At 42.1% G+C, this 5,434-nt stretch carries 6 protein-coding genes; 3 read left to right on the forward strand and 3 right to left on the reverse strand.

Going from position 1 to position 5,434, the window contains the following annotated elements:
* Nucleotides 1-252 precede the first annotated feature (252 nt).
* Both U9O96_06100 and U9O96_06105 read left to right on the forward strand, forming a co-directional pair.
* The gene (locus tag U9O96_06100) at nt 253-414 is read left to right on the forward strand and encodes a zinc finger domain-containing protein (protein MEA2054666.1); all 162 of its coding nucleotides are present in this window, start codon (nt 253-255) and stop codon (nt 412-414) included.
* 8 nt (nt 415-422) lie between these two features.
* Nucleotides 423-686: an elongation factor 1-beta gene (locus tag U9O96_06105; protein MEA2054667.1), complete on the forward strand. Its 264-nt coding sequence runs from the start codon at nt 423-425 to the stop codon at nt 684-686.
* Here the strand turns inward: U9O96_06105 and argF are convergent.
* Entirely contained in the window at nt 678-1,562 is an 885-nt protein-coding gene (argF, locus tag U9O96_06110) for an ornithine carbamoyltransferase (GenBank protein ID MEA2054668.1), read from the reverse strand. The two genes, U9O96_06105 and argF, sit on opposite strands and share 9 nt — an antisense overlap.
* A gap of 205 nt (nt 1,563-1,767) precedes the next feature.
* On the opposite strand from argF, the gene U9O96_06115 reads away from it, so the two are divergent.
* Nucleotides 1,768-2,934 carry an ATP-binding protein gene (locus U9O96_06115; GenBank protein MEA2054669.1) on the forward strand — a complete coding sequence of 389 codons (1,167 nt, stop codon included), beginning with the start codon at nt 1,768-1,770 and terminating at the stop codon, nt 2,932-2,934.
* Nucleotides 2,935-2,942: 8 nt separating this feature from the next.
* On the opposite strand, the gene U9O96_06120 is transcribed toward U9O96_06115, so the two are convergent.
* Nucleotides 2,943-3,707: an ATP/GTP-binding protein gene (locus tag U9O96_06120; protein MEA2054670.1), complete on the reverse strand. Its 765-nt coding sequence runs from the start codon at nt 3,705-3,707 to the stop codon at nt 2,943-2,945.
* A 4-nt stretch (nt 3,708-3,711) separates the two neighbouring features.
* Entirely contained in the window at nt 3,712-5,037 is a 1,326-nt protein-coding gene (gene purD, locus U9O96_06125; protein ID MEA2054671.1) for a phosphoribosylamine--glycine ligase, read from the reverse strand.
* Nucleotides 5,038-5,434 lie beyond the last annotated feature (397 nt).

A 5,434-nucleotide genomic window follows, 5' to 3' on the forward strand; every position in this document is an offset into this window, starting at 1 on the left:
TTTCCTTGGAGAGATGCTTTCCCTTATAGGAAGTTTTCTTTCCTTGGAGAGATGCTTTCCCTTATAGGAAGTTTTCTTTCCTTGGAGAGATGCTTTCCCTTATAGGAAGTTTTCTTTCCGATGAAACGCTTTCTTTTTCAAAAGAAAGGGTTTCTCAGGAAGGGTTCGCTCATCACCAGATAAGTAAACGACAAGTGCTTTAAAATATTTCCATGAGATAAAATTTAAATGAGAGATGTGCATAACCTGCCAATGATAGAAGGAAGATGTGTATCATGTGGACGCGGGTTGGTCGATGAAGGCTGTGTTGCATTCCCATGCCCGGAGTGCGGCACGATAATAAAAAGATGCAGAAGCTGCAGGGAAAAATCTGCGATTTACGAATGCCCTGAATGTGGACTCGTAGGACCGTAGGTGGAAAAATGGGAGAAGTAGGAATTACGATAAAAATAATGCCGGACGGAATGAATATAGACCTGGAAAATTTGAAAGAAAGAGTCGTTGAGACCATACCAGGGGGAATAAAAGTAACCAATACAGAAATTGTGCCCATTGCATTTGGATTAAAAGCCCTGGTGCTCGATATGATAATGGGTGATGAAAGCCCTGACGAACTTGTTGATAGAATTTCATCAGCAGAAGGTGTTGCCAGAGCGGAAATAGAGAAAGTTGGAAGATTATTTTAGCACCCACTTCATTATTGCCATTTGTGCCCACATTCTGTTTTCTGCTTCGTCAAATATTACGGACTGGGGGCCATGGGCAACTTCTTTTGTAACTTCATTGCCATAGTATGCAGGCAGACAGTGCATGAATATGGCATCTGGTTTTGCCTGCCTCATAATCCCCTCGTTCACAGTATATTTTCCAAAGGCTTTAATCCTTTTTTCTTTTTCATCCCCCATTGAAACCCATGTATCTGTTACGATAGCATCTGCATCTTTCGCCGCATTTTCATTCATCTCGGTTAACTCTACATTGCCCATTTTTTTTGCCTTATTGAGATAAAAATCAGATGGCCAATATTCCTCTGGGGAAACGATTTTGACGCTCATCCCCGCCATTGTGCATCCAAGCAACAATGAATTTGCCATATTGTTCTTTCCGTCTCCAAAGTAAACAACATTCAGCCCCTTTAGCCTGCCTTTTACCTCCTTTACCGTCATTAAATCCGCTATAACCTGACAAGGATGCTCCTCGTCGTCCAGTCCGCTTATCACCGGCACGGTGGCGTATTTTGCCAGTTCCAGCATATCTTTATGGCTATAAGCCCTGTACATAATAATATCGACGTAACGGGAAAGCACAAGAGCAGTATCTTCAATTGTCTCTCCCCTACTGAGCTGAATGTCATTTTTTCCAAGAAAAATGGCATGGCCCCCAAGTTTTTGCATGCCCGACTCAAAAGAAACGCGAGTACGTGTACTCGATTTCTCAAAAATCATTGCCAGTATTTTACCTTTCAACTCCTTTTCGTATCCATTCTTTTTCATATCAATGGCATCATCTATTATTTTTTCCAGGCAACCATCAACATCCATCATCGAAATTAAATGTTTCATGAGGGTGGAATGCCCTGTTCATTAAAAATTTTTTTGAAGGAGCTATTCCCGCTCCAGATCTTCCCCGCCCATGAATGTGTCTTGTATGGAGGTATAAAAATTCTTCCCGTACTAGAAATAAACCATGATTCAGTTTTAGTATAACTTTTATTAAACCGTGGTTTAATTTTAGTAAAGCATAAATAGTGCCAATCATTGTTTACACATGTATGTTGAGCGGGAAATACAGAAAAGATTTCTGGAGATTTCTGAACACTACAACCTCGTTGCTGTCGTTGGAGCGAGGCAGGCAGGAAAAACAACATTTTTAAAAAGACAGATAAAAGACTTCAATGCATCCTATGTTCTATTTGATGATCCAGATGCGCGAAATCTGTTTGAGGAAGATATTAAAAAATTTGAGATACAGTACCTTGAGGGATATGATGTGGCAGTGCTTGACGAGGTGCAATACTGCAAGGACGCCGGAAGAAAACTTAAATATCTGGTTGATACAGGACAAAAACTGTGGATAACCTCGTCGTCGGAAGTGATACTTGCAAAAGAAATTCTCTCGCACCTTGCCGGGAGAGTTTCTATCATGCGGCTCTACCCCTTTTCATATAGAGAATTTCTCTCCGCAAAAGGACAGAAAGTGCTTACACCAGATATCCAAAGAAGGATGATATGGGAACATATATGCCATGGCGGATATCCCAAAGTCGTTTTGACAAAAAGTCCAGAAATGAAAAAAACCATTTTACTAGACTTATATGAAACTATGCTCTTCAAGGATGTGGCAAGAACCTTCTCCATAGAAGACATAAGAACTCTCGAAGATTTCGCACGTTACCTCGCGGTAAACGCAGGAAATATCGTTTCCTATAGGAAAATATCAAATGACCTCAACATCTCTTTTCAGACCGTCAAGAAGTATTTTGATGCCATGGAAAAAAGCTATCTCATTACTAGAGTTATGCCGTACTACACCAATAAAAGCAAGGAAATCACGAAGCAACCAAAGATATACTTTATTGATAGTGGGTTGAGAAATGTCATTGCAAAGCAGTTTATCCCAGAACCGGATGGAAAACTCTTTGAGAATTATGTCTTTTCTGAACTTCTCAAAATGGGCAGAGTGCCGAAATACTGGCGGACAAAAACAAAAACAGAGGTTGATTTTGTTGTTGAGCAGGATAGCAGGATTATTCCTATAGAGGTGAAACTGCAAGCGAAGCTCGGAAGAATCGAAAGGAGTTTGCGGTCGTTCATTGCTATCTATCATCCGCCACTGGCAATAATTGTCACCTACAGGGGGGAGAAAGGAAAGATGAAAATTGATGGCTGCCCCATAGTTTTTGCAGATGTGGGCGAGCTAAGTAGCCACATATAATCGCTCTTTTATTCCCTCTCCAGATCTTCCCCGCCCATGAATGTGTCTTGTATGGAAGTATAAAAATCCTCCATGCCTTCAAGCGTTTCATTTGACACGGGTATGAGAGATGTATGGGCTTCCATTTCTTTTATAATTCCCATTATTCCCTCGCTCAACTGATAGTACATCGATGGTGACTTTACCATTACATCTTTGTACAATTTCTCCGGATTTTTGCCCCATTCCAGCATCATGTCCAGTGCATCTTTATCAACGATGTCTATCTTGCTCAGTATGTTGACCAGCGGCTCAACCATCCGGAATTGCGTTATTGCCGAAAGCATTATCTGAGAAACGAAATTTGTGGGAGTTGTGGCCAGCGAAGGCTCGATCACAAATGCCAGCAACGATTGTTTCGGATCCAGCTGATCGACGATAACCTTTCCTGTGCTTCTGAAAACAAATAGTTCAAGCTGTCCCGGAGTGTCAATCAGCACATAATCCGTGCGATACTCCTTTATTCTTTTTTCAACCTCCCTGGCATCCAGTGCAAGCATATCCGCACATAATACCTGCGCACCGTTTGGCCCCAGACCGTATTCCTCCATTATTTCGTTCAGCGAGAGCCATTCTCTTACATCTACATCCGGAGTATAGGGCAGGTTTACAACCCCGGGGTCAAGATTGACGGTTATCGCATCAAATTCATGGCGAATGCACCATTCATAAAATGCCCCCGTAAGGCTGCTCTTGCCCGACCCTGCGGTGCCTACCATATAAATAAATATCATTTTTTTATCCCCGAAGCATCCTCATGTGCTCTATTCTTTTCTGTATCAACTCTCTTTTGCCGATGTCATGCCTTATGAAAACGTGTTCTCCCTTAACATGCTTAAGACAGTCCTCGCATATGACTTCGGCATCATCAATTTTATCTGCTATGCCCACCACGGCAAGAGAGCGAGACTTTGTTGTATATACGTTCCCATCTCTCTCATCCACTGATGCGTAAAATAGCTGCCCCCCCGATTTTTTTATTCTGTCCTCGTCAACAGAAATTTTTTTGCCGTCCAATGAATTCACTCCGTATCCTTCGGGTACAACATATTTGCATACAGTGCTCTTTTTCTCCAAATCCATCTTTTTTCTGCTCAGCGTACCTTCAACCATTGCCATGGTTATGTCGACGAAATCTGTCCTTAGCAGAGGAAGGATATTCATGGCTTCGGGGTCGCCCCATCGTGCATTTATCTCTATTACTTTCGGCCCTTCATTCGTAAGCATGAATTGCCCGTAAATGGCCCCCCTATATGGTCTGCCCTCGCTATGCATGGCATCAATGATGCGTTGAAGTATTGCAACAGCCTCCTCATAATCATTCCTGTCCATGAACGGTAATATTCCACTTGCATCTGAATAAGAACCCATTCCGCCCGTATTTGGCCCCCTATCGCCTGGAAGCAAACGCTTATGATCCTGAACAGCTGGGGTAGGGACTATTGTAAAACTGTCACAGAAAGTCTGCAGCGTGAATTCCTCGCCAACGGCTTTTTCTTCTATGAGAACCCTTGCCTTGCCCCCTATTTTTTTTGATATAACATCCTCCGCATAGCCTATTGCATCTTCAATGCTGCGGAAATGGTCTCCTGCAATCCTCACGCCCTTGCCCCCGGTCAGTCCTACTGGCTTTATTGCCACCTCTCCGTCCAGCATTTCTATGAATTCCTTTGCTCCCTTTGCATCAGAAAATGCCCTGCTTTTTAACATTCCCTTGATACCGTACTTCTCCATCAGATTGCGCATGAATTCCTTGTTGGTTTCTATCTCTGCCGCCTCCCTTGTAGGTGAAGCCACTTTTATCCCATCCGCCTCCAGTGTATTTGTCACGCCGGCCTCCTCCGGCGCCTCCGGCCCAACTATGGCGAGGTCTATTTTTTTTGAGCGTGCATAAGATAATACTTTATCCACGTTTGTTTCATTCTGCAGGCAAAAATCCCGGGCAAGTTTTTTTATTCCAGGGTTTGAATTTTTCATAATCGCGTAGAGGTCGGCATCGCTCCTTGATACAGCCTTGCATATCGCATGCTCTCTTGCCCCACCACCAATGACAAGAATTTTCATGAATTGTATATATGGCCTCCATACTTAAATTTTGACTGCCTTCCTTTTGTAAAGTATTAAAATGAGTGATACCAATAATATAAGTATATCAAATCCTGGCGTAATATTTTTTTTCATTTCGATGCTGCCATCAGGAAACAAATGGATTTCTACTTTTTCATCATAACTCAAAAGAAAGCATTTTTCCGAGATGGTAAGGCAGTTATATCTTCTCGATTTTAAGTCTCATGCAAGCTTTATGGTCAAAAAATAGTAAATTAAATTCCAAGCAGGCTATGTGTAAAAACTATTTGTATTCTCTCGGATTATTCAACTGGCAAATGAAGGCTTAACCCCAAATTCATAGATAGCTCTTGGAATTAGCGAAAAATTATAGTCAACCCATGAGAGTGATTCT

The organism is Candidatus Thermoplasmatota archaeon, assembly GCA_034660695.1.
Lineage (GTDB): Archaea > Thermoplasmatota > E2 > UBA202 > DSCA01 > JAYEJS01.

Bases quoted from the DNA above. Each gene is read 5' to 3' on its own strand.
- U9O96_06105 (MEA2054667.1), top strand. From the start codon at position 423: ATGGGAGAAGTAGGAATTACGATAAAAATAATGCCGGACGGAATGAAT.
- U9O96_06100 (MEA2054666.1), top strand. From the start codon at position 253: ATGATAGAAGGAAGATGTGTATCATGTGGACGCGGGTTGGTCGATGAA.
- U9O96_06115 (MEA2054669.1), top strand. From the start codon at position 1,768: ATGTATGTTGAGCGGGAAATACAGAAAAGATTTCTGGAGATTTCTGAA.
- U9O96_06120 (MEA2054670.1), bottom strand. From the start codon at position 3,707: ATGATATTTATTTATATGGTAGGCACCGCAGGGTCGGGCAAGAGCAGC.
- purD (MEA2054671.1), bottom strand. From the start codon at position 5,037: ATGAAAATTCTTGTCATTGGTGGTGGGGCAAGAGAGCATGCGATATGC.
- argF (MEA2054668.1), bottom strand. From the start codon at position 1,562: ATGAAACATTTAATTTCGATGATGGATGTTGATGGTTGCCTGGAAAAA.